Raw genomic sequence first — 21,606 nt, 5'->3', positions numbered from 1 at the left:
TTCCCGCGGACGGTGTACGCTTCCCGCCATTCCGCCCCCGGCAAGGATTGCCGCCCGTGATCAGTCTGGTGCTCCCGGCGTACAACCCCGGACCCGCCGTCGCCGACGCATGGCACGCGCTGCGGGACTTCGTCCGCGGCCGGCCGGACCGGTGGGAGGTCGTCATCGTCCTCGACGGCTGCACCGACGGCACGGCCGAGCGGCTGGACCGACTCCAGGGCCGGGACGCGCGGTTCCGCGTCGTCTCGTACCCGGACAACCGGGGCAAGGGGCACGCCGTCCGCACCGGCCTCCTCGCCGCCCGCGGCGACGTGCGGCTGTTCACGGACATCGACCTCGCCTACGGGTTCGACGACATCGCCCGGCTCGCGGACGAGCTGCTGGCGGGGGCGCAGGTCGCCGTCGCGTCCCGGACGCACCCGGACAGCCAGGTCCAGTTGCCCGCGAACCTCCTCGGCTACGCCTACCGGCGGAACGTGCAGAGCGCCCTGTTCGGCCGCGTCGCCCGGCGGCTGCTGCCGATCGACCAGACCGACACGCAGGCCGGGCTGAAGGGCATGACCGCGGACGTGGCCCGCCACGTCCTGCCGCTCTTGTCCTGCGACGGGTTCGGGTTCGACTGCGAGCTGCTGACCGCGTGCTCCGCCGCGAGCATCCCGGTGGTGGAAGTGCCGGTCCGCGTGCGGTACGACGGCGGCAGCACGACCGGCCCGCGGACCGGGCTGCGGATGCTCCGCGAGCTGTGGGCGATCCGCCGCCGGTGGAAGCGGAAGAGTGTGGCCGCGTTCGTCCCGGCCGAGCGGCTGCCGGCCCCCGTCTGGAAGGCCGCCTGATGGGAAGCCGCTACCTGCTCGTCACGGCCGACGACTTCGGCGTCGGCCCCGAAACTTCCCGCGGCATCCTCGACCTCGCCGCGCGGGGCGTCGTCACCTCGACCGTGCTGCTCGTCACGTCGCCGTTCGCGGAAGAATCCGTGACGACGTGGCGGGACCGCGGCCGGCCGGTCGAACTCGGCTGGCATCCCTGCCTGACGCTCGACGCCCCGGTGTCCCCCGCCCGCCGCGTCCCCTCCTTAGTCGATGCCGACGGGCGGTTCCTTACACTGGGGTCGTTCCTGAAGAAACTCTTCCTCGGCCGGCTGGACGCGAACGAGATCGAGACGGAGCTGGCGGCGCAGTACGACCGGTTCCTGGAACTCGTCGGCGCGCCGCCGGCGAACGTGAACGGCCACCACCACGTCCACGCCTTCGGCCCGGTCCGCGCCGCGCTCGCCCGCGTGCTGGCGGCGCAGCCGACCCGCCCGTTCGTTCGCCGCGTCGTCGAGTCCCGGCGGACCTTACTCCGCGTGCCCGGCGCGCGGCTCAAGCGGGCGTGGCTGTCGCGCGTCGGCCGGGCCGCGTCGCCGTTCCCCGGCAACGATTATCTGATCGGCGTGACGAACCCGGCGTGCGTTCACGCCGCGGACTTCTTCCCCCGCTGGCTGCGGGCGGCGGCCGGCCGATGCGTCGAACTGACGTGCCACCCCGGTTACCTGGACGCGACGCTCGACGGCCGCGACGGGACGATGACGGACGGGCAGCTCCACCGCCGGCCTGCGGAAATGGAACGGTTGAGTGATCCCGCGTTCGTGGAAGCCGCGGACGCGGCCGGGTTCAAGTTGGTGACGGCGGAGGAGATAGTTCGGGTTCAGAAAAGTGCGGGTCAGTTCCGTGTTCGCCACCGCGAGACGAGTTCTTTCGCGGCGGTGTCCCACGTCGGGAACTCGAATTGAAACCCGTCCGCGAGCAACCGGCCCGGCACGACGCGGCGACTCTTCAACAACAACTCCGTCTCGGTTCGCAAGACGAACGCCCCGACTTCGAGCATCCACCGCGTCGCGGGCAGGCCGACGCGCGTGCCCCACGCCCGGCGGAGCGTCCGCAGGAACTCGGCGTTCGGCACCGGGTTCGGCGACGCGAGATTGACCGGGCCGGCGAGGTCGCGGTCGATCAACCAGCGAACGGCCCGAACGAAATCGCGTTCGTGAATCCACGACACGTACTGCCGCCCGTCGCCGTTCGTGCCGCCGAGGCCGCGCCGCACCATGCCGAGTAGAACGTCGAAGATGCCCCCTCGGTCCGGGCTGAGCGTCAGGGCCGAGCGGAGCAAGACTCTTCGCGTTTGCGGCGTTTCCGCGTCGGCCGCGGTCTTCTCCCACGCCTTCGCCACGTCGATGCTGAACCGCCACGTGTCCGGCGCGCCCGGCTCGTCGCCGCCGAGGACGCCGGTAGCCTCGTCGTTCGGGGCGTCGTACCGGTGGGCGTAGATCGTGGCGGTGCTGGCCTGTAACCAAACCCGCGGCGGGCGGCGGGCGGCGCGGATCGCCTCGCCCACGGCCCGCGTGGAAAGTACGCGGGAGTCGAGTATTTCTCGGCGGTTTCGGGCGTGGTAGCGGCAGTTCACCGACCGCCCGGCCAGGTTAACGACCGCGTCCGCGCCGTCCACCTCGGCGACCCACGGGCCGACCGACACGCCGTCCCACGTGACGACCTTCCACGGGGCGGGGGCGGCCGTGCGGCCGAGGACGACCACGTTATGGCCGTCCGCCGTGAGCGCCCGCGCGAGCAGCCGGCCGACCTGCCCGCTGCCGCCGGGGATGACGATCTTCATGTGTGCGGCCTTCGGGGGCGTGATCTCCCGATGTTCACCGCAACGATATGACTCGTGATAACAGCTACTTCAACGATTCGTCGAACCAGAGGTTTTAGTCTCAACGCCGACGGGTCAAGCCCCATTCGCCGGGGCGTCTTTCTCCGCCGCGGTCGCGGCGAGGAACGGGGCCGTGTCGTAGTACGTGCGGAACCGCCGGACGCGGTCGCCGTCCCACTCGAGCACGCTCACGCCACGGTACGCGATCGGCTTCCCGCCCGCGAGCCGGCCCTCGGACTCCCACTCGAGCACGCCGCGGCCGTCGGCCTCGACGGCCAGGTCGAACCGCGACCGGATCGTGTCGAACGCGGCCAGGTAGTCCGTCCAGAACTGCGTCGGGTCGGTGGACGCGGCCCGCGCGCCGAGCTTGCTCAGCTCCGCCCCGTCGGCGAACAGGGCCGCTAGCCCGGCCGGGTCGTTCGCCTTTTCCGCGTCCTGTAACGCCTTCATGAACCGCTCGCCGTTCTTGGTCGCCATGTCAGTCCTCACCGAAAATTCAGGGTCCCCTCACGTCGGCACGGCCTGGTCATCGACCGTCGCCGCCGCCAGTTCCGCGCCGGCCGGGGCGAGGTCGTCGGTCGCCGGGCCGTGCAGCAGCTTGCCCTCGGCGGTAAACCGCGAGCCGTGCAGCGGGCAGTCCCACGTCTCGTCGGCCGCGTTCCACCGGACGATCCCGCCCATGTGCGGGCAGACGGCCGACAGCTCGCAGAGCGTCCCGTCCGCCCGGCAGTGGACGGCGTGCTTCGTCAGCCCGCGGCGGACGACGGCCCCGCCGTTCCGCGGGATCTCGCCCGGCTCGGACACGTCGCTGCCGGTCATCCAGTCCCGCATCTGCCCGGCCATGTTCAACGACTCCGTCATCATCGTGCCCATCGCGCGGAGCGGCAGGCGGTTCGGCGCGTACAGCCCCGCCCACGGGTGCGGCCGGCCGGCGATCAGGTCCGGCAGCATCAGCCCGGCGATCGTCCCGTGCGTCATCCCCATGCCGGAGTCGCCGGTCACGATGAACACGTTCTCCGAACCGGGTTCGGGGCCGATCAGCCCGAGGCCGTCCGGCGTCTCGAACACCTCGCCGTCCCATCGGTATTTGACTTCCTCGACGGCCGGGAACCGGTTCCGCGCCCAACTTTCGAGCCGCTCCCACCGGTCGAGCTGGTCCTCGGCCTGCCCGGTCTTGTGGTCCTCGCCGCCGACGATGAGCCAGGAACTCTGCGCGTCGATCGGCTGCGTGCGGACGTAGTGGTACGGGTCGGCCGTGTCCCACAGCAGGGCCGGGGCGTCCGGCCGCGCCGGGATGCGGGCGGCGATGGCGTAGGTCGCGTAGGCCGCGATCCGCATGTTCACGAACACCCCGCCGTTGAGCGGCGTGTTCGTCGCGACGACGACGGCCTTCGCCCGGACCGTCGGCCCGTTCTGCACCTGCACGACGGCCGGGCTGCCGCCGGTCACCTTCTCCACGCGGGCGTTCGCGAAGAACCGCACGCCGCGGGCTTGCGACGCCTTCGCCAGGCCGCTCAGGTACTTCAGCGGGTGGAACTGCCCCTGGTCCGGGAACCGCAGGGCGGGGCCGAACCGGAACTGGAGGAACGACATCGTGCTCACCCGCTCGCACGGGATCGCCGCCTCGTCGCAGACCTTCTGCTCCTCGGCGAGCAGTTCCCGCCCCTCGGCGTCGTGCGGGAACAGGAACCCGTCCACCCGCCGGAAGTCGCACTCGATCCCCTCCGTCCGCGTCACCCCCTCGATGAAGTCGATGGCCGCCCGGTGGCTGCGGTAGGCCAGCCCGACGGCGTCCGCCCCGCGGACGCTCTTGACCCGCGCGAACCGGTCGTCGATGGCGCTCGCGAGGTGGGCCGTGGTTGCGGCCGTTTCCCCGTTCGCCAGCCGCGGCTTCGCGTCGAGCACGATCACGGACTGCCCGGACTGCGCGAGTTGGTACGCGGTCGTCAGCCCGGCGATGCCCGCCCCGACGACGCACACGTCGCACGTCAGGTCGGCCGTCGGCTTCTCGTACGCGGCCGTGCGAACGTCGGCCGTCCAAATCGGGTCGGTGCTGGTCATGGTGAACCTCGGGGGGGACGCAAGGGAGAAGTACGCGGCATCCCGTGTGCCAAACGTCACTCCTTCCGCCCGTTCGGGGACGTGCCGACCTCCGAGCAGCGGACCAGCTCCGTGAATATGCCGCCCAGCGCGAGCAGGTCCGCGTAGGAGCCGGTCTCCGCGATCCGGCCGTCGTCGAACACGAGGATGCGGTCGGCGTCCACGAACGTGCTCAGCCGGTGCGCGACCATGACGACCGTCCGGTCCCGGCTGGCCGTGCCGATGGCCTTCTGCACCAGCCGCTCGGTGATCGGGTCGAGGGCGCTGGTCGCCTCGTCGAGGATGAGGACCGGCGCGTTCCGCAGGAACACGCGGGCCAGCGCCAGCCGCTGCTTCTGCCCGCCGGACAGGTTCTGCCCCCGCTCCGCGACGGCGGCGTCGTACCCGCCGGGCATCGCCGCGATCTCGTCGTGGACGGCCGCCAGCCGGGCCGCCCGCTCGATGTCTTCCTGCGGCCAGTCCTGCGTCGTGCCGTAGGTGATGTTCTCCCGGATCGTGCCGGCGAAGATGAACGGGTTCTGACCGACGTACCCGACCTGCTCGCCGATGGCCTCGCGGGACACCTCGTCCAGCGGCCGGCCGTTGAGCCAGACGTTCCCGCCGTCCGGGTGCATGAGCCGCAACAGCACCTTCAGCCAGGTGGACTTCCCGCACCCGGACCGCCCGGCGATGCCGATCGTTTCGCCCGGATGCACGGCCAGGTGAACGTCCCGGAGGGCGATCTTCCGGCCGCCGTCGATGAGCGGGTACTCGACGTGCAGCCCCTCGACGCGGACGACCGGCGCGGCCGCGGCCGGCTCCGCCGCCGGGGCCGGCGGCGTCTGGAACGACGGGTCGAGCGGCAGCGCGAGCAGCTTCTGCAACTCGGCCACCTGGAGGCTCGCCTCGTGCCCCTCGTCGAGGACGCGGTGGACCTCGTTCAGCGGGGCCATCGCGCCGAGGTACAGCATGGAGAACGTGAGGATGTCGCCGAACGTGATCATCCCGTAGATGGCGAAGTACGCGGCCAGCGCCAGCACCGCGACGTGGAAGAACCCCTCGTTGAGCGCCTTGCCCGCGCCGAAGAACGACATCGCGAGGTGGTGGCGGAGTTCCGTCTTCCGCTTCTTCTTCGCCGCCCGCGCGACCCGGTCCAGCTCCCACGCCTGGGTGTTTGCCACGCGGATGTATTCCAGCCCGCCGAGCTGCTCCACGACGGTCCCGTCCATTTCCTCGCACACCCGCATGAGTTGCAACCGGACCCGCTTCTGGGAAATGAGCTGCCAGACCGTCAGCCCCAGTGACAGTGGGACGACGCACAGCATCGCCAGCCCCAGCCACGGCTGCTTGGCCACGGCCACGCCGATCGCGAGGACGCCGAGGACGACGGCGGGGAGGAACTCGAGGAACGACAGCCGCAACAGCCGCATGTACCCGGCGACGCTGCGGAAGACGCGGCCGTGCAGCGTGCCGACCTTCTCGTGCGTGAGCAGCGACAGGTCCGTCTGCATCAGCCGGCTGACGACGCGGACGTTCGTTTCCTGCTCGATCCGGGTGCAGGTGTTCTCGACGAGCCACCGCCGGGCCACGCCGAGGATTTCGCGGACGAGGACCAGCCCGGCGATGAACGCCAGCAACGTGGCGACCGTCTCGAAAATCTCCACCCGCGGCACGCCGGCCGTGACGCCGTGCTGGACGCGATCGACGAGCCGCCCGGACAACAGCGGCAGCACGGTACTCGCGACCCCGGCCAGGCCCATCAGCACGAACGCGCCGGCGAGCGCGACCTGGCGCCGCCGCGGGACCATCCGCCACGACCGCACGGCCGTCCGCACCAACTCGCCCACCTCGGCGCGGAAACTCCCCCGCGCCTGCCCGCCCGTCGCGTCCATGTCATCTCTCCGGCATCTCAAAAATCTGCGTGAAGGAGAGATCACGCGGGACACGGGGGATTCCGAGCAAGAGGGATGCCACGGCAGGAGAAGGGACGTGGAACCCCGCGCGGCACGTCGGTTGCGGACACCCACGCGGGCGGCACGACGGCCGCCGACCGGTCCCCCGAGGTCGAACATGGTTGGCCTACCGGCCGCGCGGCGGCTGTCCGCGTCGGAGAAGTATCAGAACGCCTTTCACCGCGCGTTCGAGAAGAACTTGTTCCAGATTCTCGACGGCCTGCCGATTCCGCCGCACGCCCGCGTCCTGGACGTGCCGTGCGGCAACGGGTTCTACACCGCCCGGCTCGCGGCCCGCCTCGGCGACGGCGGCCGGATCGTGGCCGTGGACGCGGACGAGAACGCCGTCCGAGAAACGGCGCAGCGGCTCGCCGACGTTCCCGCGAAGGAGGTGCGACAGGCCGACGCTTACGGGCTTCCCTACGCGGACGCCTCGTTCGACGTGGTCTGGTCCGCGCAGAGCCTCATCAGCCTCGACCCGACGGCCGCGGTGCGGGAAATGCGGCGGGTGGTGACGGCGGACGGGCTGGTCGCGATCCTGGAAGTGGACGAGTTCCACCACGTCGTGCTGCCGTGGCCGGTCGAGTTGGAGGCGGCGCTGCCGGCGGCCGTCCACCGGGCGTGCGTCGAGCGGTACGGCAGCGGCGGCAAGCTCTCCCCGGCCCGCCGGCTCCGCCGCGTGCTCAAGGCGTGCGGGTTCGGGACGGTCAAGCGGGTGACGCACGCCATCGACCGCGCCGCCCCGTTCGACCGGCCGACGGTCGCGTTCCTCCGGCACCACGTCCGCCACCTGCGGTCGCTCGTCTACCCGCACCTGTCGCCGCCGAACCGGGAGCTGTTCGACCGGCTGACGGACGGCCCGGCGTCGCTGTTCCACCGGCCGGACGCCGAGTTCATCTGCCTCAACGCGATCTACCTCGCGCGGCCGACGCCGGCGGCTGCGTCCCTCACGGCCGTCGTGCCGAAATTGAAGTGAGGGCTACTTCTTCTTCGCGTCCGGCTTCACGACCGGCGTGTCGTCCGCGTTGCCCCACTCGGACCAACTGCGGTAGTAGTTCCGCACGTCCTTCGCGCCCATCAGCTCCAGCCCGTAGGCCATGACCGCGGCCCGGCCGCCGGACTGGCAGTGCGTGGCCGTCGGCCGGTCGAGCCTCACCCCGGCGGCAGCGAACAGCTTCTGCAACTCCGCCGGCGGCTTGAACCGGTGCGTCGGCTTGTCGATCAGGTCGATCCACTCGAGGTGCTTCGCCCCCGGCACGGCCCCGGCCTTCTTGTTCTTCTGGGCGTCCGTCCCGCAGAACTCGGCCTCGGACCGCGCGTCGATGACCTGGAGCGTCCCGCCGGCCAGCGACTTTAGCAGGTCGTCCTTTGTGGCCAGCCGGTCCGGGGCGGCGACGGCCGCGAACGCCGCGGGCGTGACGGCCGGCGCGGCGGTCGCGGTCGGGTGCTTCCCGGCCTGCCACCCGACCCACCCGCCGTTGAGCAGCCGAACGTCCGCGACGCCCCAGTACCGGAGCACCCACCAAATCCGGGCCGCGTCCTTCGCGAAGTTGTCGTCGTACACGACCACCGGCGTGTCCGCGGCGATGCCGAGCGCGCCGACCCTCTTGCCCCACCCGGCCGCGTCCGTGCCGTCGCCGAACGCCTTCGCCCACTCCGCGTGATCGACCCAGACCGCGCCGGGGACGTGGCCGGCGTCGTACTTCGCCCGGTCGCGGGCGTCGAGGACGACGGCCTTCGACTTCGCAAGGTCGGCCGGCTCGACGAGCAGTCGGCCGTTGGGGTAGGCGTCGTCCGCCCGCGCCGCGGCGAAACAAAGTACGGCCGCCGTCACCATCGCCTGAATCGTTCGCATGAAAGTCCCTCGCGGATTGGGCGGAGAATTCTACCCCGCCCGACGGACCCGCGGCCAGCGGAACCTGGGGAGGCTGGCGAAGGCCCGCGGGATTAGCGGGTTCTTCGTGGAGTCGGCCCCTCATCTCTTCCGATAATGCTGACACGAACTCATGTCGGCAGGGGGAAGGGATGGTCGGCTCGACTCGAACGCGACGACTGGCCGGATGGCTCGCGACGGTCGGCGTCCTCGGCGTGCCGGCGTGCGCCACGTTCGACGACCAGACGCTGCCGATCCCCATCGCCGGGAAGGTCGGCCCGCCGCCGCCGGTGAAGGCCCCGCCGGCCGCGGACATCCGGCCGGCGAAAGCGGAGGAGGTCGTCGGCGAGAAGCCGGCCGCCGGGCCGATGCCGATCAACCTGGCGACGGCCCTGGCGCTGGCGAACGCGAACCCCATCGACGTGCAGGTCGCCGCCGAGCGGGTGCGGGCCGCCTCCGCCCAGCTCGACCGCGCGACCGCGCTACGGCTGCCGAACCTGAACCTCGGCGTCGATTACTTCCGGCACGACGGGCAGATTCAAGACATCGTCGGCACGGTGTTCACGACCAGCCGGTCCTCGTTCCTCCTCGGGGCCGGGCCGCAGGCGGTCATCGCGGTGACGGACGCGATCTACGCCCCGCTGGCCGCGAAGCAAGTGTTGCGGGCCGTCCGGGCGGACGAGCAGGCCGTCCGGAACGACACGGCGCTGGCCGTGGCGGTCGCGTACTTCAACGTCCAGCAGGCGCGGGGGGACGTGGCCGGCGCGGTCGAGTCGCTGCGGCGGGCGGACGACCTCGTCTCCCGCACGGAGAAGCTGGCCCCCGACCTGACGCCGGACGTGGAGGTAAACCGGGCGAAGGCCGAGGCCGCGCGGCGGCGGCAGGCGCTGGAGGCGGCCCACGAGCGGTGGCAGGTCGCCAGCGCCGACCTCGTCCGGCTGCTGCGGCTGCAACCCGGCACGCTCGTCGAGCCGGCCGAGGAGCCGGCGCTGGTCGTGAGCCTGATCGACGCGGCCGCCCCGCTCGACGGGCTGCTCGCCGCCGGGCTGACGCACCGGCCGGAACTCGCGTCCCAACAGGCGGTCGTGCAGGCGGCGCTGGTCCGGGTGAAGCAGGAGAAGCGGCGGCCGTACTACCCGACGGTCGCGGCCCGCGGCGTCGGGTCGAACACGCCGGGGCTGGCCGGCGGGTACTTCGGCGGCGGCGTGAACGACGACGTGCAGGACTTCGGCGCGCGGTTCAGCCTCGACCTGCAAGCCGTGTGGGAGGTGCAGGGCCTCGGGTTCGGGAACCGGGCCGCCGTCCGCGAGCGGGAGAGCGACAACCGCCGGGCGCTGCTGGAACTGCTCCGCGTCCAGGACACGGTTTCCGCCGAGATCGTGCAGGCGCACGCGCAGTTGACCCGCACGGCGAACCGGCTGAAGGCGGCCGAAGCCGGGCTTGCGGACGCGACCGCCACGGCCGAGAAGAACCTGCAGGGGCTGGGGCAGACGAAGCGGGTCGGCGAGCAGCTGATCCTCGTGTTTCGCCCGCAGGAGGCGGTCGCAGCGGTCGCGGCGCTCGACCAGGCGTACCGCGACTACTACCAGGCCGTCGGCGACCACAACCGCGCCCAGTTCCGCCTCTACCGCGCCCTCGGCCATCCGGGGCAGGCCCTCGGCCAGCCGCCGCCCGTCGAACTCGTCCCCGAGGCGAAGCCGCCCGCCGGCCGATGACTCTTGAACCCATCCCCGATGCGGGGGTGATAGGATAGGTTCGGGAGGGACCGCCATGCCGATGCACGACTGGTCGCGGGTCGAGCCGAACCTGTACCACCATTTCCATCAACGGTGGGCGACCGCCATCAGTGACCGGTTGAACGCCGGGCTGCTGCCGGCCGGGTTCTCCGCGCTCGTCGAGCAGCACGCCGCCGGCCTCGTCCCCGACGTGTTGTCCGTCGAGCGGGTGCGGAAGAAGCCCCGGCCGAGTTTGAAGGGCAAGGCGGCGACGGCCACATCGACGAAACCGGACACGCGGATGCGGGTGGAGGCGCAGGCGCAAGCCCTGGTACGGCGGGCCAGCCGGGTCGCCGTGCGGCACCGGATGGGCGAGGTCGTGTGCATCGTCGAGATCGTGTCGCCGGGGAACAAGGCGGGCCAGCGGTCGATCGCGGCGTTCCTCGACAAGACGCTCGAATTCCTCCGGGCCGGGGTGAACGTCCTGGTGATCGACCCGTTCCCGCCGACGGCCCGCGACCCGCACGGCCTCCACGAGTTGATCTGGGACGGCCTCACCGAGACGGAGACGCCGTTCGACCTGCCGCCCGGCGAGCCGCTGTTGATGGCCTCGTACCAGGTCGGCGACGTGGCGGCCGAGCTGCCGCCGGTGGCGTACCTCGAACCGTTCCGGGTCGGGGCCGCGCTCCGGGACATGCCGGCGTGGCTCGACGCGGACTACTACGTGGACGTGCCGCTGGAGCCGGCGTACCAGACGGCGTGGGAGAACTGCCCGGCCGACATGCGCTACCTGGTCGAGCACGGCCGCTTGCCCGACGAGTGACGGTTGCGAACCCCACCGGCCGCGGGTAGCATGAGGAAGACTTCGAGGGCGGATTCGATGAGCCTGACGATTGCATTTCCCCGCGCTACGCTCGCCGACCTGATGCGGGTCGAGGGCAAGGCCGAACTCATCGACGGAAGGATCGTCAGGTACATGGCCACCGGATTCCGCCCGAGCCGGGTCGCCGCCCGCATCTACCGTCAACTGGACGATCACGCCGAGAAGACCGGCCGCGGCCTCGCGTTCACGGACGGGACCGGGTTCGCCGTGCCCGAACTCTCGACCGGCCGCGAGTCGTTCTCCCCGGACGCGGCGTACTACACCGGTCCGCTTCCCACGAACCCAATGGAGTTCATTCGCGGCGCGCCCGACTTCGCGGTCGAGGTCCGCAGCGAGAACGACTACGGCCCGGCGGCGGAGACGGAGATGGCCGCGAAGCGGGCCGAGTATTTTGAAGCCGGCACGCTCGTCGTCTGGGACGTGGACCCGGTGGCCGGCGTCGTCCGCCGCTACCGGCCCGACGGGTCGGTCGCGGAGTTCGCCGCCGGGGCCGAGGCCGACGCGGAACCGGCCGTCCCCGGCTGGCGGCTGTCGATTGACTGGCTGATGGCTTGATGCCGCCCGACGCTTCCCTCCTTCCCACCCCACCCCCACGCACCTCACTCCCATGACCGCACCCAACCCCGAATCGCTGAAGCTCGTCAAGGACCACGGCCGGCCGGCCGTCGCGTTCGCCGTCGCCCGAATTCCCGGCACGGGCCGCGTGTTCCTCGGGTCGTCCGACTTCAAGGTCACGGAAGGCGACCTGGCCGCCGCGAAGTTCGAGCCGACGGAGTTGTACGCCCACGGCAGCTACGTCACCACCCTCGCCCTCGCCGGGACGGCGCTCGTCTCCGGGGGGTACGACGGCAAGCTCGTCTGGTGGGACACGGAGAAGAAGAAGGAACTCCGCCGGCTCGACGCGCACGCGAAGTGGATTCGGCAGGTCACCGTGTCGCCGGACGGGAAGCTCGTGGCGAGCGTCGCGGACGACATGGTCTGCAAGTTGTGGGACGCGGCGAGCGGGAAACTCGTGCGGGAGCTGCGGGGCCACGCCGAGAAGACGCCGCATCATTTCAGTTCGATGCTGTACGCGGTCGCGTTCTCGCCCGACGGCAAGCACCTCGCCACCGCGGACAAGACGGCGAAGGTCGTCGTCTGGGACGTGGCGAGCGGCAAGCAACTGAAGACAGTGGAAGCGCCGGTCATGTACACCTGGGACCCGGTGCAGCGGCTGCACTCGATCGGCGGGGCGCGGTCGCTGGCGTTCTCGCCGGACGGCGCGCACCTGGCCGTCGGCGGCACCGGGAAGATCGGCAACATCGACCACCTGGAGGCGAACGGCCGGGTCGAGGTGTTCGACTGGCGGGCCGAGAAGCGGGTGGCGGAGCTGGTGCTCGACAAGTCGAAGGGGCTGGTGAACAAGCTCGCGTACGCCCCGGACGGGGCGTGGCTGCTCGCAGTCGGCGGGGCCGGCGAGGGGTTCGTCGCGTTCCTGGACGTGGCCGGCAAGAAGGTGCTGAAGCAGGAGAAAGTGGCGATGCACGTCCACGACATCAGCGTCACCCCGACGTTCGACTCGCTCGTGCTCGCGGGGCACAACAAGGTCGCGACGTACAAAATGGGATGAGCGCGAACCCCACCCCTCGAAGCGACGGGTGGGCTTTCGGTCGTTCCCTATTGGCTCAGGCGCAGGCCGATGGGGAGCGTGTCGCCGAAGAGCTGCGACTGGTCGTCGCCGCCGGTCGCGACGACCTCCTCCACCATCTTCGGCCACCCGGCCGGGACGCGGAGCGTGTGTAACAGCTTCGCGATGCCGTCGCGGTGGTCGTCGCTCACGTCCACGGCCCGGACGCCACTTCGCCGGGCGAGCTGCGCCAGGCAGAACGCCCAGCCCATGATCTCGTGGTCCGTCGCCGGGCGGAAGTCGATGAGCGCTTCCAGCCACCGCTCCACCACGCTCGGGTGCAGGAGCGTGTTCAGCGGTCCGTAGAGTTGCACCCGCGCCCCCAGTCGCGTTAGCGACCAGAACAGATAGGTCGGGACCGGCTGCTTGTTCAACTGCTGGAGCAACTCGTTTCCCAGGCTTTCCTTCGTCTTCGCGTCGAGCCGTTCGAGCGACGCGACGACCCGCCACATCTCGGCCAGCTCGTTGTTACTCGGCTTCGCCGGCGGCTTCGTCTTCGACGGCAGCAGCACCGGCCGCAGCTTGGCCCAGAGGTTCTGTTGAAGGGCCGTGTTCAGTCCGCCGGCGACGCGCCGCCACATGATCCAGTAGTCGGCCCCGCCCTCCACGACCGTCGGCTGCTTCGACCCCGCGGCGGTCGTCGCGGTGATGAGCTTCCACAGCGCCTCGACGCGGTAGCGGTCGAGCGGGTCGCCGAACCCCGGCCGCAAGCAGAACCCGACGAGGTTGTACCACCGCGACAGGAACGCCGGGCCGCGGGTGCGGTGTTCGGCCACGTCGTTGAACCCGTCCCACAGCCGGCGGCACAGGCCGGTCGGCCAGTCGGCGCGGCCGCCGTCGAGCGCCGCCTCCAGTGCCTTCGTCAGCTCCTGCGGCGGCGGGGCGTGCGGCTTGCCGGGCACGAACGTCTTGTGAATCAGGTCCAGCGCCGCCTGCACCTTGTCGTCCGGCCACACGTCGATGACCGTCGGCGTCTCCTCCGCGGGCGTCTCGCTCGGTGCGGCGTCGAGCACTTCCCGCACGTTAAACTCGAGCTTCCAGCGGTTGTTCTCCCGCGTCACGCACGCCAGTTCCAGCGTGCCGATCTCGGTACACTTCGCACTGAGCGTGACGGGAACCTGCTTCGTGCCGCTCCGCTTCCCGCCGCGGAGCATCGTGTGCAGCGGCGGCAGTTGCAGCAACTGGTCCGGCGAGAGGTGCAGCAGCTCCCCGGCCGCGTCCTCGCGGACGGTGGACGAGTACAGCGGGAACATGACCGGTCGGCCGAGCGTCAGCTCCAACTCCGGCTCCTTCAAATCGACCTGCTGCCCCTCGTCCATGTGCCGGGGGACGACGCATAGCACCGTGGTACTCGGTACTCGGTACTCGGTACTCGGTACGGGTTCGCGTTCCGCGTTCCGCGATCCGCGATCCGAGGTGGACAGGCCGATGTAGTACGACCGCGGGATGCCGCCGCCGATCCGCTTGCCGCCGGTGTGCTTCAGCCACGCGAAGTACGCCGCCCCCCACGCCACGGCGAGGTCGAGCGACGGCGACGTAAGGACCAGCGGCTTCCACTTCCCGCCGAACCACGGCCGCATCACGTCGAGGAGGCGGTCACGGAGCACGTCGGGCTGGAACACGCCGCCGTTGAACAGGATGGCGTCGATCTTCGCGTCCCCGGCGTGCTCGCGGACGAACGCGGCCAGGTGCTTCGTCACCGCCGGGTCGGCGACGTAGGGCAGGCCCATCTCCTGCAAGCCAGCGCGGTTCACGCGGGTCGGCTCGGCGGACAGCGGCACTTCCGGGAAGAATCCGTCGAAGATCGCGGCCGATACGTCGGCGGCGGTGATCGGCACGGAGATCGTGCCGCCGACGACCGACCGGCCGCGGCCGACGACCGTGACCGGGAACGCGGCTGGCGGCTTCGGCACGAGCATCGCCTCCTTCGCGTTCCGGCACGCCTGCACGAGGCCGCCGATCTGCGCCGCGTCCACCTTCCCGCCGGGCAGCTTCGCCTCGACCGCCTTCGCGAGCGCCAGGTCCATGTTGTCGCCGCCGAGCAGCAGGTGGTCGCCGACCGCGTCGCGGAGGAACGTCAGCTCGCCGCCCTCCTCGCCGGCCCGGATCAGGCTGAAGTCGCTCGTCCCGCCGCCCACGTCCACGACGAGACACCGCATCCCCGGCTTGAGCTTCGTCGCCTCCTTCGCCGGCCGCGTGCCGAGCCAGGCGTAGAACGCCGCCTGCGGTTCTTCGAGGAGCGAGACGTGCTTGAACCCCGCTTGCTTCGCGGCGTCGGCGGTGAGGTTGCGGGCCACGTCGTCGAACGACGCGGGGACGGTGATGACGACCTGCTGTTCTTCCAGCCGCTCGTCCGGGGACTTGGTCTTCTTGAAGTTCCAGGCGTCGATCAGGTGGCGGAGGTATCGCGTGGACACCTCCAGCGGCGACAGCCGCGGCACGTCCGGCGGCGCGCCCCACGGCAGCAGCGGGGCCGTGCGGTCCACCCCGGCGTGGCACAGCCACGACTTCGCGCTCGACACCTGCCGCCCCGGAACCTTCGCCCCGTGGTTCCGCGCGAACAGGCCCACGGCCTCGGTGGCATCCTTTTTCCACGGCAGATCGACGCTGCCCGGCGGCAGGTCGTGCGGCCCCGGCAGGTAGAGGAACGACGGCAAGAGCGGCTGCTCGCCGACCTGCCCGGCGGCGACGAGCTGCGGCACGTCGAACGTGTGCAGCTTCGGCCCGGCGGCCCTTACCTTCTCGGCCGTGTCCACGTAGGCGAGGGCGATGTTGGTCGTGCCGAGGTCGATGCCGACGAGGTAGCGGGACATTCGCGGACCTTGTATCTTCTGGGGAGAATGACTCCCACGATTTTAGGGCTGGACATCGGCGGGGCGAACCTGAAGGCGGCCGCCACCGACGGCCGTGCCGCATCGGTGGCGTTCCCGCTCTGGAAGCAGCCGGAGAAGCTGGCCGCGGCGCTCGGCGAGTTGGTCGGCCGCTTCCCGGAGGCGGACGAGCTGGCCGTCACGATGACCGGCGAGCTGTGCGACTGCTTCGAGACGAAGCGGGACGGCGTGCGGCACATCGTCACGGCGGTGATGAACGTCAGTCGCTGCCGGCCGGTACGGGTGTGGTCCACGGACGGGGCGTTCCTCGACACGAACGAGGCGAAGGAGCAGTACCTGAAGGTGGCGGCGTCGAACTGGCACGCGCTGGCGACGTTCGTGGGAAGCGCCTACGTGCCGAGCGGCCCGGCGATCCTCCTCGACATCGGCTCGACGACGACCGACGTGATCCCGATCCTCGACGGCGTGCCGTGCCCGACTGGCAAGACGGACTACGACCGGATGCCGATGGGGGAGTTGATATACACCGGCGTGCGGCGAACACCGGTGTGTGCGTTCATGGGGTTCGGCGGGGCGGCCGAACTGTTCGCCACGACTTTGGATGCGTACCTCCTGACCGGGGCAGTCGCCGAAGACCCGACCGATTCGGACACGGCCGACGGCCGGCCGGCGACGCGAAAGCACGCCCACGCGCGGATGAGTCGGATGGTTGGCGGCGACCCGGAGTTGATTTCAGAGGAAGTCACTCGCACTCTCGCGGAGGGGATCGCCGACCAACAGCGAATGCACATCCGTAGTAGCGCTGACAAGATACGGCGCATCCTCAACGCGAAGCTTCGGCGAATGTTCAACGACCCGGCGGCGTGCATTATCTCCGGGAGCGGAGAATTCCTCGCCCGTCGAGTCTGTGACCTCGACCCATCGTCGCTAACACCGGTGGTTTCACTCACCGAGCGTCTCGGGCCGGAGCGGTCGACGGCGGCCACGGCGTATGCCGTCGCCGTGCTGGCGAAGGAGCGGCCGCTGACGTGATGCCGTCGCAACGGCGAGCGTCGCGGCGTAAGCGCGACGTGCCTCCGAATCGGGGGGACGGGATGTCATTGTTTGTGGAACCCTGAGCGGAAGCGACGGGGTGTTGCGCAACACCCCGTCGCTTCCGCTCAGGGTTCCACAAAGCCGGTCATTGCCGGTTGGAGGCACGTCGTGCTCACGCCACGACGCTCGCCATCGCCACGGGTAGACGTTTCCGAGACAACCCATGATCGTCGTCAAACTCGGCGGCAGCCTGTACGACCACCCGGCCCTCCGCGACGGGCTGAACCAGTGGCTCGCCGATCACCCTGGCCCGGTGCTGCTCGTCCCCGGCGGCGGCGACATCGCCGACGGCGTCCGCGCGTTCGACAAGCTGCACGCCGTCGGCGAAGAGGCGGCGCACTGGGCCGCCGTGCGGGCGCTCAACGTCGCCGGCGACCTGCTCGCGTCCCTCGTCACCCGCAAGGACGTGGAAGTCCTCGACGCCTTCGCGTTCGCAAAGGAGGACGAGCGCCGCCCGGACCGGCTGCCGCACACCTGGGACGTGACGACCGACTCCATCGCCCTACGGGTCGCGGTAGTGCGGAACGCCACGAAACTGGTTCTGTTGAAGTCGAACGACCTGCGGCCGATGACGTGGGACGCGGCCGCGCTCATGGGGTTCGTCGATCGGCACTTCCCCAAAGTCGCCGCGGGCGTGCCGTTCCCGATCGAGGTGGTGAATTTCCGCCGCTACCTGGACGGTCAAAGATAAGTCGAGAGCAGGTACAGGCCGACGCCGACCATCGCCAGGAACCCGGCGATCTGCGTGCCCCAGCGGAATGCCTCGCGGAAAATGCGGTCCCACCGGTCGTGCCGGGTCGCGCTGTACACCAGGCTCACGACCACGAGCAGGACGGGCAGGTCCCAATAGATGCTGACGGCGAACAGGCTCACGCCACGCCCTCCGGTTTTGCGGTCGCCGCTTCCGGCGGCTTCGCCTTCGCCTTGTCCTTCTCGTCCTCCTCGTCGTCCCGGACGGCCGGGCCGGCGAGCGCGTCGTAGATCACGAGCAGGTTCAACACCCCGGCGATGAGCGTGTACACCCAGCCGAGGTCCCACCGCTTGTTGCCGTCGCGTTGCAGTTTCTGCAGCTCGTCGTCCGGCGGGGTGGCCATGTAATGGCCGACGACCGGCAGGCCGTTCGGCCTCACGACCGGGTCGGTGTCCGCGAGGTATTGCAGCACCGCCGGCCACGCCGCCGCCCCGATCCAGAACTGGCCGAGGAACTGCGGGCGGTACGACAGCGACTTCACCACCCCGTCGGACGTGAACGACAGCCGGCCGACGCCGATCTCGACCGGGGCGAGGTTCTTCACCGCGGACGCCGGCGGCAGCCAGACGTTCTTCATCGCGCCGAGGGCCATGCCGTAGAAGAACAGCGTGTACAGGCTGACGAAGAACAGCACGCCCTTCGCGACCCGGCCTTGCAGCACCTGCCCCAGCCCCGGCAGCAGGTAGCTGAGGACGGCGGCCAGCCAGTCGAGTTTGCGGGGTTCGGGCGGAGCGGCGGCCATGCGGGGGTATCCGGTCGGGCTTCCAAGCGATTCGTTTCCACCGCCGCGAGATTTTCGAGACGTTCCGAGATTATAGGGAGACGCCGGCGGATGGCTCAGGGCCGGCCGAGGACTTCGTCCAGCACCCAGCACCCGCGGCGGTGGGCGGCGCGCGGGTCGCGGCAGTGTGCGAGGACGGCCGCGTCCTCGCACCCGGCGTCCTGCAGCGCGTCGGCGAGGATCGGCATCCGGTCCCAGGCCGCGTCCGCCTCCACGGCCGTTGCCACCCCGACGGCCGTGTCGGTCCGCCACTCGGCGTCGAAGGCGGGGCGGCGGAACGGGTTGCCGAGCAGCTCGCGGAGGACGGCCGCCTGCTCGGCCCAGTGATCGACGAACGGGTCGGCGGACGCCCGCCGGGCGTTCTGGAAGTTCCGCAACAGGCCGGCGACGCGGGACGCCAGGAGCCACGGGCTTTGGTCCGTCCCGCCGAGCAGCCACGTCAGGATTTGCTGCGGCTCGCCGGACGCGAGTTGGAACACGGCCGACAGCAGGGAGAACTTCTCGTCCCGGCCCATCGGCCGGTCCGCGTCCTTCTCGAACCGTGCCGCCAGGCCGCCGACGCCGGGCAGCTGCCCGTCCACCAGCCGGCAGCACCCGCACGCGAACAGCAACATCTTCCGGTCGCTCGCCCGCTTTTTGATCGCGGTCAACATCGCGTCGAGGTCGCCCGTCGTCTCCCACTCGCTCGCGGTCATCGTCGGTCCGGGGGTAAATCGGGCGATCGAACTGGAGGCTTATTCTACACCCCGACGGGAAACCTTACCCCGGTGTCGGAAATCGCGGCCGGAATCCCGGCCGCCTGTCGGAAACCCGTTCTACGCTTTTAAACGGTTGACTTCCCCCCGAGGTGCCCGCGATGGCCGGTTCCGGCTCCCCCCTGTCCAAGTCCAACTCGGTCCGCGGGACGCCCGGCCTCGGCAACGGACACGACGCCCTCAAGAAGCGGGCCGTCGCCCGCGTGACCGAACGCATCGACCTCGCCAAGTCGCGCCACAAGCCGATTTCTCTGGTCCGGCAGGAGGCGAAGCGGGTCGTCGAAGTCTTCCTCGACCAGGAGGCCGGCACGCTCCACCGGTCGGAGCGGGAGAAGATGACCGAGCAGGTGCTGGCCGAGGTCCTCGGGTTCGGGCCGCTCGACGAGCTGTTCGGCAACGACAAGGTGACGGAGTTCATGGTCTTGGCGCACGACCAGGTCATCTCGCGGGACCGGGACGCCTGGCTGCCGCTGAACACGAAGTTCCGGGACAAGGAGCAGTACCGGGCGACGCTGGAGAAGGTGGTCGCGCAGGGGGAGCCGGCCGCGCCGCCGCCGGAGGGGGCGAAGCCGGGGCCGCCGGCCGGGTTCGACGTGAAGCTGATGAACGGGTTCCGCGCCGTCGGCGTGCTGCCGCCGACGGTGTTGGACCAGCCGCCGCTGGCGGTGTTCACGCGGGTGGTGAAGGCCCCGTCCGGGCTGACGCCGACCCCGCCGCCGCGGTCCGGGATCATGGCCGTGGCCCAGCGGCCGCAGCCGCTGGAGCAGCCGAAGAGCGGCCTGTTCCCGCAGAAGGGCGGGGCCGTGCCGCACCCGGTCCGGGCGACGCCGCTGGGCATGGGGGCGACCGTCCGGCCGCAGCAGGGCAAGCCGTGGACCGGGACGATCGACTTCAACGCCGGGCAGGCGGCCGCGAACTCCGACGCGGAGCAGACGGCCCTGACGCTGCGGATGACCGACCCGTTCGAGTACTACCGCGACCACCTGACGCAGAAGCTGATCGGCCGGCTGTCGTCGGCCGGGGTGTACGACCTGAGCGCGCTGCCGATGGGCGAGCTGAGCCGCGTCGTCGGGATGTACGTGAAGGAGTTCAACGACGAGGAGAAGCTCGGCCTGGAGAAGGCCGACCAGGACCGGCTGACGCTGGAAATCCTCGTCGCGATGAAGAAGTAGCCGCCCGCCGTCACACGGCCCCGAGCGGCCCGTAGGCCACGACGGTCGGCTCGTGGATCGGGAACCGGGCGAGCAGGTCGCGGACGGCCGTGGGCGTCACCGCCTCGTAGCGGGCCAGTTCCGTGTCGATGTCGTCGTACTCGCGGTTGTTGAGCCAGGCGCTCGCGATCGCCCCCATCCGGCCCATCGGCCGCTCGGACCGCCGCACCAGCCGCGACGCGATCTTGCTCTTCGCCACCGCCAGTTCCTCGGCCGTCACGCCGTTCGCCTGCACGTCGCGGAGGACCTTCGAGACGATGGCCAGGTTCTCCGTCGCGTTCTCCGGGTCACAGCTGAAGTACCCGCCGAGCGTGCCGTTCGCCTGGTTCGTGTCGATCCCGTACCCGGCCGCCTCGACGCGGCCGGGGTGCGTCAGCTCCCAGTAGAACCGGCTGCCGGTGTCGTCGCCGATGATCGTCGCCAGCACGTCCGCCGCGTACCGGGTCGGGTCCTCGACCGCCGGGCCGGGGGCCATGACCATGACGTGCTCCTGGCTCACGCCCTCCTTCACGATGACGTGCGACCCGGTCGTCGGCCGCGCCGGCGTCAGGCTCGACCGCGGCGGCTGGCCGCGGTTCCAGTGCCCGCACTTCGCCCCGACGAGCGCCACGAAGCTCGGCCAGTCGAACGCCCCGGCCGCCGCCACGACGACGTTCCCGGCCGCGTACCGGCGGTCGAAGTAGCCCTGCATCTGGTCGCGGGTCAGGGCCGTGATGCTCTCGACGCTGCCGAGGATGCTGTTCCCCAGCGGGTGGTCGCCGAAGTAAATCTTCCGGGCCTTGTCGCTCGCGTCGAACGGCGGCATGTCCGCGTACATGCCGATCTCTTCCAGGATGACCTGCTTCTCCGTGTCGAAGTCCTCCGGCCGCAGGCTCGGCCGCAGGATGTCCGCGAGGATGTCTACAGCCGTCGGCAGATATTCAGGTAGCACGGCCGTGTAGTACACGGTCGTCTCGTACTCGGTGTACGCGTTCGACTTCGCGCCGATCCGGTCGAAGTGCAGGTTCACGTCGAGGGCACTACGGTTGGGCGTCCCCTTGAACAGCATGTGTTCGAGGAAGTGCGACACGCCGCTCTCCGGCCCGACCTCGTCGCGGCTGCCGGACCGGACGTAGAACCCGACGCCGACGGAGCGGGAAGTCGGCAGCGTCTCGCCGATGATCTCGAGGCCGTTCGGGAGGGTGTGGGTATGAAATGGCATTCCGGGTACTCGGTGGCGGTTTTTGTAGGGTGGGCCGAGTCTTCGAGGCCCACCGGGTTTTGTCCCCTCTCCCCCGGCTCTGCGGGGGAGAGGGTTAGGGTGAGGGGGTCAAACCTCCCTCACCA

General features: G+C 70.5%; 20 protein-coding genes. 10 read left to right on the top strand and 10 right to left on the bottom strand.

Annotation, left to right across the window (positions count from 1 at the left end; translation table 11 throughout):
* Positions 1-56 precede the first annotated feature (56 nt).
* Entirely contained in the window at positions 57-833 is a 777-nt protein-coding gene (locus tag AC5JJ2_RS16245) for a glycosyltransferase (protein WP_495859060.1), read from the top strand.
* A complete protein-coding gene (locus AC5JJ2_RS16240; protein WP_495859059.1) occupies positions 833-1,771 on the top strand; it encodes a carbohydrate deacetylase in 939 nt (312 codons plus the stop codon). The genes AC5JJ2_RS16245 and AC5JJ2_RS16240 overlap by 1 nt, the downstream gene beginning before the upstream one ends.
* Here AC5JJ2_RS16240 and AC5JJ2_RS16235 read toward each other — a convergent pair.
* The 4 genes from AC5JJ2_RS16235 to AC5JJ2_RS16220 all read right to left on the bottom strand — a co-directional run bounded on the left by AC5JJ2_RS16235 (position 1,702) and on the right by AC5JJ2_RS16220 (position 6,659).
* Positions 1,702-2,649, bottom strand: coding sequence for a TIGR01777 family oxidoreductase (locus AC5JJ2_RS16235; RefSeq protein WP_495859058.1), 948 nt, complete (start codon positions 2,647-2,649; stop codon positions 1,702-1,704). The two genes, AC5JJ2_RS16240 and AC5JJ2_RS16235, sit on opposite strands and share 70 nt — an antisense overlap.
* Positions 2,650-2,763: 114 nt before the next feature.
* On the bottom strand, positions 2,764-3,165 hold the full coding sequence (locus AC5JJ2_RS16230; RefSeq protein ID WP_495859057.1) for a nuclear transport factor 2 family protein: 402 nt from the start codon (positions 3,163-3,165) through the stop codon (positions 2,764-2,766).
* A 30-nt stretch (positions 3,166-3,195) separates the two neighbouring features.
* Entirely contained in the window at positions 3,196-4,749 is a 1,554-nt protein-coding gene (locus AC5JJ2_RS16225) for an FAD-dependent oxidoreductase (protein ID WP_495859056.1), read from the bottom strand.
* A 56-nt stretch (positions 4,750-4,805) separates the two neighbouring features.
* Entirely contained in the window at positions 4,806-6,659 is a 1,854-nt protein-coding gene (locus AC5JJ2_RS16220; RefSeq protein ID WP_495859055.1) for an ABC transporter ATP-binding protein, read from the bottom strand.
* 178 nt (positions 6,660-6,837) lie between these two features.
* Between AC5JJ2_RS16220 and AC5JJ2_RS16215 the strand changes: the two genes are divergently transcribed.
* Positions 6,838-7,695 carry a class I SAM-dependent methyltransferase gene (locus AC5JJ2_RS16215; RefSeq protein WP_495859054.1) on the top strand — a complete coding sequence of 286 codons (858 nt, stop codon included), beginning with the start codon at positions 6,838-6,840 and terminating at the stop codon, positions 7,693-7,695.
* A gap of 3 nt (positions 7,696-7,698) precedes the next feature.
* On the opposite strand, the gene AC5JJ2_RS16210 is transcribed toward AC5JJ2_RS16215, so the two are convergent.
* The gene (locus AC5JJ2_RS16210; RefSeq protein ID WP_495859053.1) at positions 7,699-8,574 is read right to left on the bottom strand and encodes a sulfurtransferase; all 876 of its coding nucleotides are present in this window, start codon (positions 8,572-8,574) and stop codon (positions 7,699-7,701) included.
* Positions 8,575-8,744: 170 nt separating this feature from the next.
* Between AC5JJ2_RS16210 and AC5JJ2_RS16205 the strand changes: the two genes are divergently transcribed.
* Genes AC5JJ2_RS16205 through AC5JJ2_RS16190 form a run of 4 tightly spaced genes read left to right on the top strand, consistent with a single transcriptional unit; the run spans position 8,745 to position 12,799 of the window.
* On the top strand, positions 8,745-10,307 hold the full coding sequence (locus AC5JJ2_RS16205) for a TolC family protein (protein ID WP_495859052.1): 1,563 nt from the start codon (positions 8,745-8,747) through the stop codon (positions 10,305-10,307).
* Positions 10,308-10,362: 55 nt separating this feature from the next.
* Positions 10,363-11,130 (top strand): DUF4058 family protein, encoded by a 768-nt coding sequence (locus tag AC5JJ2_RS16200; RefSeq protein ID WP_495859051.1) that lies wholly within the window; start codon positions 10,363-10,365, stop codon positions 11,128-11,130.
* Between the two features lie 57 nt (positions 11,131-11,187).
* Entirely contained in the window at positions 11,188-11,745 is a 558-nt protein-coding gene (locus tag AC5JJ2_RS16195) for a Uma2 family endonuclease (RefSeq protein ID WP_495859050.1), read from the top strand.
* A gap of 52 nt (positions 11,746-11,797) precedes the next feature.
* Positions 11,798-12,799 (top strand): WD40 repeat domain-containing protein, encoded by a 1,002-nt coding sequence (locus AC5JJ2_RS16190; protein ID WP_495859049.1) that lies wholly within the window; start codon positions 11,798-11,800, stop codon positions 12,797-12,799.
* A gap of 47 nt (positions 12,800-12,846) precedes the next feature.
* Here the strand turns inward: AC5JJ2_RS16190 and AC5JJ2_RS16185 are convergent, their stop codons facing one another.
* Positions 12,847-15,669, bottom strand: a complete 2,823-nt coding sequence (locus AC5JJ2_RS16185; RefSeq protein WP_495859048.1) for a hsp70 family protein — start codon at positions 15,667-15,669, stop codon at positions 12,847-12,849.
* A gap of 27 nt (positions 15,670-15,696) precedes the next feature.
* Here AC5JJ2_RS16185 and AC5JJ2_RS16180 point away from each other — a divergent pair, with 27 nt between their 5' ends.
* The gene (locus tag AC5JJ2_RS16180; RefSeq protein WP_495859047.1) at positions 15,697-16,719 is read left to right on the top strand and encodes a hydantoinase/oxoprolinase family protein; all 1,023 of its coding nucleotides are present in this window, start codon (positions 15,697-15,699) and stop codon (positions 16,717-16,719) included.
* A gap of 226 nt (positions 16,720-16,945) precedes the next feature.
* Complete coding sequence (locus AC5JJ2_RS16175; RefSeq protein ID WP_495859046.1) at positions 16,946-17,473, top strand: hypothetical protein; 528 nt, start codon at positions 16,946-16,948, stop codon at positions 17,471-17,473.
* Here the strand turns inward: AC5JJ2_RS16175 and AC5JJ2_RS16170 are convergent.
* The 3 genes from AC5JJ2_RS16170 to AC5JJ2_RS16160 form a co-directional block, all read right to left on the bottom strand.
* On the bottom strand, positions 17,464-17,655 hold the full coding sequence (locus AC5JJ2_RS16170) for a hypothetical protein (protein WP_495859045.1): 192 nt from the start codon (positions 17,653-17,655) through the stop codon (positions 17,464-17,466). The two genes, AC5JJ2_RS16175 and AC5JJ2_RS16170, sit on opposite strands and share 10 nt — an antisense overlap.
* Positions 17,652-18,275 (bottom strand): DUF6677 family protein, encoded by a 624-nt coding sequence (locus tag AC5JJ2_RS16165; RefSeq protein WP_495859044.1) that lies wholly within the window; start codon positions 18,273-18,275, stop codon positions 17,652-17,654. The genes AC5JJ2_RS16170 and AC5JJ2_RS16165 overlap by 4 nt, the downstream gene beginning before the upstream one ends.
* Before the next feature lie 95 nt (positions 18,276-18,370).
* Positions 18,371-19,009: a hypothetical protein gene (locus tag AC5JJ2_RS16160; protein ID WP_495859043.1), complete on the bottom strand. Its 639-nt coding sequence runs from the start codon at positions 19,007-19,009 to the stop codon at positions 18,371-18,373.
* 161 nt (positions 19,010-19,170) lie between these two features.
* On the opposite strand from AC5JJ2_RS16160, the gene AC5JJ2_RS16155 reads away from it, so the two are divergent.
* Positions 19,171-20,241 carry a hypothetical protein gene (locus AC5JJ2_RS16155; RefSeq protein ID WP_495859042.1) on the top strand — a complete coding sequence of 357 codons (1,071 nt, stop codon included), beginning with the start codon at positions 19,171-19,173 and terminating at the stop codon, positions 20,239-20,241.
* Between the two features lie 10 nt (positions 20,242-20,251).
* On the opposite strand, the gene AC5JJ2_RS16150 is transcribed toward AC5JJ2_RS16155, so the two are convergent.
* Positions 20,252-21,481 carry a M16 family metallopeptidase gene (locus AC5JJ2_RS16150; protein WP_495859041.1) on the bottom strand — a complete coding sequence of 410 codons (1,230 nt, stop codon included), beginning with the start codon at positions 21,479-21,481 and terminating at the stop codon, positions 20,252-20,254.
* Positions 21,482-21,606 lie beyond the last annotated feature (125 nt).

The organism is Limnoglobus sp., assembly GCF_059499385.1.
This window is presented reverse-complemented; position numbering and strand designations above follow the sequence as displayed.

Coding starts and splice junctions, on each gene's coding strand:
- AC5JJ2_RS16240 (WP_495859059.1), top strand. CDS start 833: ATGGGAAGCCGCTACCTGCTCGTCACGGCCGACGACTTCGGCGTCGGC.
- AC5JJ2_RS16235 (WP_495859058.1), bottom strand. CDS start 2,649: ATGAAGATCGTCATCCCCGGCGGCAGCGGGCAGGTCGGCCGGCTGCTC.
- AC5JJ2_RS16230 (WP_495859057.1), bottom strand. CDS start 3,165: ATGGCGACCAAGAACGGCGAGCGGTTCATGAAGGCGTTACAGGACGCG.
- AC5JJ2_RS16225 (WP_495859056.1), bottom strand. CDS start 4,749: ATGACCAGCACCGACCCGATTTGGACGGCCGACGTTCGCACGGCCGCG.
- AC5JJ2_RS16220 (WP_495859055.1), bottom strand. CDS start 6,659: ATGGACGCGACGGGCGGGCAGGCGCGGGGGAGTTTCCGCGCCGAGGTG.
- AC5JJ2_RS16215 (WP_495859054.1), top strand. CDS start 6,838: ATGGTTGGCCTACCGGCCGCGCGGCGGCTGTCCGCGTCGGAGAAGTAT.
- AC5JJ2_RS16210 (WP_495859053.1), bottom strand. CDS start 8,574: ATGCGAACGATTCAGGCGATGGTGACGGCGGCCGTACTTTGTTTCGCC.
- AC5JJ2_RS16205 (WP_495859052.1), top strand. CDS start 8,745: ATGGTCGGCTCGACTCGAACGCGACGACTGGCCGGATGGCTCGCGACG.
- AC5JJ2_RS16200 (WP_495859051.1), top strand. CDS start 10,363: ATGCCGATGCACGACTGGTCGCGGGTCGAGCCGAACCTGTACCACCAT.
- AC5JJ2_RS16195 (WP_495859050.1), top strand. CDS start 11,188: ATGAGCCTGACGATTGCATTTCCCCGCGCTACGCTCGCCGACCTGATG.
- AC5JJ2_RS16190 (WP_495859049.1), top strand. CDS start 11,798: ATGACCGCACCCAACCCCGAATCGCTGAAGCTCGTCAAGGACCACGGC.
- AC5JJ2_RS16185 (WP_495859048.1), bottom strand. CDS start 15,669: ATGTCCCGCTACCTCGTCGGCATCGACCTCGGCACGACCAACATCGCC.
- AC5JJ2_RS16180 (WP_495859047.1), top strand. CDS start 15,697: ATGACTCCCACGATTTTAGGGCTGGACATCGGCGGGGCGAACCTGAAG.
- AC5JJ2_RS16175 (WP_495859046.1), top strand. CDS start 16,946: ATGATCGTCGTCAAACTCGGCGGCAGCCTGTACGACCACCCGGCCCTC.
- AC5JJ2_RS16165 (WP_495859044.1), bottom strand. CDS start 18,275: ATGGCCGCCGCTCCGCCCGAACCCCGCAAACTCGACTGGCTGGCCGCC.
- AC5JJ2_RS16160 (WP_495859043.1), bottom strand. CDS start 19,009: ATGACCGCGAGCGAGTGGGAGACGACGGGCGACCTCGACGCGATGTTG.
- AC5JJ2_RS16155 (WP_495859042.1), top strand. CDS start 19,171: ATGGCCGGTTCCGGCTCCCCCCTGTCCAAGTCCAACTCGGTCCGCGGG.
- AC5JJ2_RS16150 (WP_495859041.1), bottom strand. CDS start 21,481: ATGCCATTTCATACCCACACCCTCCCGAACGGCCTCGAGATCATCGGC.